Annotated in this window: 2 protein-coding genes; both read left to right on the top strand. The window is 62.9% G+C overall.

The features are described 5' to 3' along the window. Nucleotides 1–177: 177 nt before the first annotated feature. Complete coding sequence (locus EOA33_RS32395) at nucleotides 178–1,683, top strand: NADH-quinone oxidoreductase subunit M (protein ID WP_126054030.1); 1,506 nt, start codon at nucleotides 178–180, stop codon at nucleotides 1,681–1,683. A gap of 18 nt (nucleotides 1,684–1,701) precedes the next feature. Then, nucleotides 1,702–2,433, top strand: a 732-nt coding sequence (locus EOA33_RS32390; protein ID WP_145989417.1) for an NADH-quinone oxidoreductase subunit N, incomplete at its 3' end; no start/stop codon positions are given.

Below are 2,433 nucleotides of genomic sequence, written 5' to 3'. Positions count from 1 at the left end.
GTTCCTGTGGAAGACCGGCGACGGCGCCGTCATCGACGGGTTCGGGCCTGACGGGGTCTCGGCGCGCGTCGTCGACGTCACCAACCGGGTCGTCAAGCTGCAGACCGGCTACCTCTACCACTACGCCTTCGCCATGCTGATCGGCGTTGCCGCACTCGTCACCTGGATGATGCTCTGATGACCGCCTGGCCAATCCTCTCGCTGGTCACCTTCCTGCCGCTGGTTGGTGTGCTGCTCATCCTGTTCATCAATGATGACAGCGAAAACGCGCGCCGCAACATCCGCGCCATCGCGCTGTGGACGACGAGCATCACCTTCGTCATCTCGCTGTTCATCTGGAAGGGTTTTGACAATTCGCAGGCCGGCTTCCAGTTCGTCGAGAAGGTCGCCTGGCTGGATTCGGGCATTTCCTACCACATGGGTGTCGACGGCATATCGATGCTGTTCGTCATCCTCACCACCTTCCTGATGCCGCTCTGCATCCTGGCTTCGTGGGAAGCGATCGAGAAGCGGGTCAAGGCCTACATGATCGCCTTCCTGCTCCTGGAAACGCTGATGATCGGCGTGTTCTGCGCGCTCGACATCGTGCTGTTCTACGTCTTCTTCGAGGCCGGCCTGATCCCGATGTTCATCATCATCGGCGTCTGGGGCGGCAAGCGGCGCGTCTACGCCTCGTTCAAGTTCTTCCTCTATACGCTCGCCGGCTCGGTGCTGATGCTGCTCGCCGTCATGGCGATGTTCTACCAGTCGGGTACCACCGACATCACGACGCTGCTGACGCACAACTTCCCGGCCAACATGCAGACCTGGCTGTGGCTCGCCTTCTTCGCCTCCTTCGCGGTGAAGATGCCGATGTGGCCGGTGCACACCTGGCTGCCGGACGCGCACGTCGAGGCGCCGACGGCGGGCTCGGTGATCCTGGCCGCGATCCTCCTGAAGATGGGCGGATATGGCTTCCTGCGCTTCTCGCTGCCGATGTTCCCGCTGGCGTCGGAAATGTTCGCGCCGCTGGTGTTCACGCTGTCGGTCGTCGCCATCATCTACACCTCGCTGGTGGCGCTGATGCAGGAGGACATGAAGAAGCTGATCGCCTATTCGTCGGTCGCCCATATGGGCTTCGTCACCATGGGCATCTTCGCCATGAACCAGGAAGGCGTGCAGGGCGCGATCTTCCAGATGCTCAGCCACGGCCTCGTCTCCGGCGCGCTGTTCCTGTGCGTCGGCGTCATCTACGACCGCATGCACACGCGCGAGATCGATGCCTATGGCGGGCTGGTCAACAACATGCCGAAATACGCCACCGTGTTCATGGTCTTCACCATGGCCAATGTCGGCCTGCCTGGCACCAGCGGCTTCGTCGGCGAGTTCCTGACCATGCTGGGTGTGTTCCGGGTCAACACCTGGGTGGCGTTCTTCGCCGCCACCGGCGTCATCCTGTCGGCGGCCTACGCGCTCTGGCTCTATCGCCGCGTGATCTTCGGGTCGTTGACCAAGGACAGCCTGAAAGATCTGCTCGACCTCTCGGCGCGCGAGAAGGCGATCATCTATCCGCTGGTGGTGCTGGTCATCTTCTTCGGCGTCTACCCGGCGCCGGTCTTCGATGCGACGGCCGCCTCGGTCAAGGCGCTCGTCACTAACGTCACCGCATCCATCAATACCGCGCAGACCGCGGCGGCGAACTGACTGGGGATATCGCGAACCATGACGCCGGACCTTCTCTCCAGCCTTTCGCTCTCGACGCCGGAGCTTATCCTCGCCATCGGCGCGCTGGCGCTGTTGATGGTGGGCGCCTATTCGCGCACCGACAGCACGGCCACCGTCAACGGTCTTGCCGTCGCCATACTTGCGCTCGCCGGCTTCTGGGTGGTCTCTTCCAGCGGGCAGGGCACCGCCTACGGCAGCGCCTTCGTCCAGGATTCCTTCGCCCGCTTCATGAAGGTGCTGGCGCTGATCGGCTCGGCGGTGACGCTGGTCATGTCGATGCGCTTCGCCAGACAGGAGCATTTCGACAAGTTCGAATATCCGGTGCTGATCCTGCTGTGCACGCTCGGCATGTTGCTGATGATCTCGGCCAACGGCATGATCGGGCTCTATCTCGGCCTCGAGCTGCAGTCACTGGCGATCTACGTGCTCGCCGCGATCAACCGCGACAGCGTCCGTTCGACCGAAGCCGGCCTCAAATATTTCGTGCTCGGCGCGCTGTCGTCCGGCATGCTGCTCTACGGCATCTCGCTGATTTACGGCTACACCGGCAACACCGGCTTCCAGGAGATCGCGACCGCGCTCGGCAGTGGCGAGCGGCAGCTCGGCCTCGTCTTCGGCCTGGTCTTCGTGCTGGCCGGCCTTGCCTTCAAGATTTCGGCGGTGCCGTTCCACATGTGGACCCCGGACGTCTATGAGGGCGCGCCGACGCCGATCACCGCTTTCCTGGCC

Origin of the sequence: Mesorhizobium sp. M4A.F.Ca.ET.050.02.1.1 (assembly GCF_003997725.1) — a bacterium.
Classification (GTDB): domain Bacteria; phylum Pseudomonadota; class Alphaproteobacteria; order Rhizobiales; family Rhizobiaceae; genus Mesorhizobium.
This window is presented reverse-complemented; position numbering and strand designations above follow the sequence as displayed.

What these genes read in the sequence shown, in the direction of transcription:
- EOA33_RS32395 (WP_126054030.1), top strand. Translation starts at nt 178, where the DNA reads ATGACCGCCTGGCCAATCCTCTCGCTGGTCACCTTCCTGCCGCTGGTT.